The 438-nt window shown below is 48.2% G+C and carries 1 protein-coding gene; it reads left to right on the forward strand.

Features of this window, described 5'->3' with window-relative positions; all coding sequences use genetic code 11:
* The coding region (gene tnpA / locus BHE89_RS20860; RefSeq protein WP_128860758.1) for an IS200/IS605 family transposase at window positions 1-305 on the forward strand (305 nt) is incomplete at its 5' end.
* Between the last annotated feature and the right edge of the window lie 133 nt (window positions 306-438).

Genomic DNA, 438 nt, shown 5'->3' on the forward strand with positions numbered 1-438 from the left:
TCGCTCAACTGCGTGATGCATTTGACTCCGCTGCGGCAAAACTTGAATGCGAAATTATTGAGATGGACGGAGAGCCTGACCATGTGCATCTGCTGGTTGCTTACCCGCCAAAACTGGCGGTCAGTGTGATGGTCAACAATCTGAAATCAGTATCGTCGCGCCTGCTGCGCCAGCAAAACACACATTTACGGACGCAAAGTAAAACGGGACTTTTGTGGTCAAGGTCGTACTTTGTCTGTAGCACCGGAGAGGCAACGATTGAAACACTCAGAGCCTACGTTCAGAGCCAGTCAACGCTTGATTGATCTTTAAAGCCCTGCGGGCTTTTCGCCTTATATCCCCCGCCCGCACTGGGCGAGGGTTTACGGCGTTTTTCGCTAAATTGATAAAAGTTTGATTTTTCAACCACTGAGGTAAGTCTTTTAATACATTTTCATG

The organism is Shigella sp. FC1967 (assembly GCF_001743005.1).
Taxonomy (GTDB): Bacteria; Pseudomonadota; Gammaproteobacteria; order Enterobacterales; family Enterobacteriaceae; genus Proteus.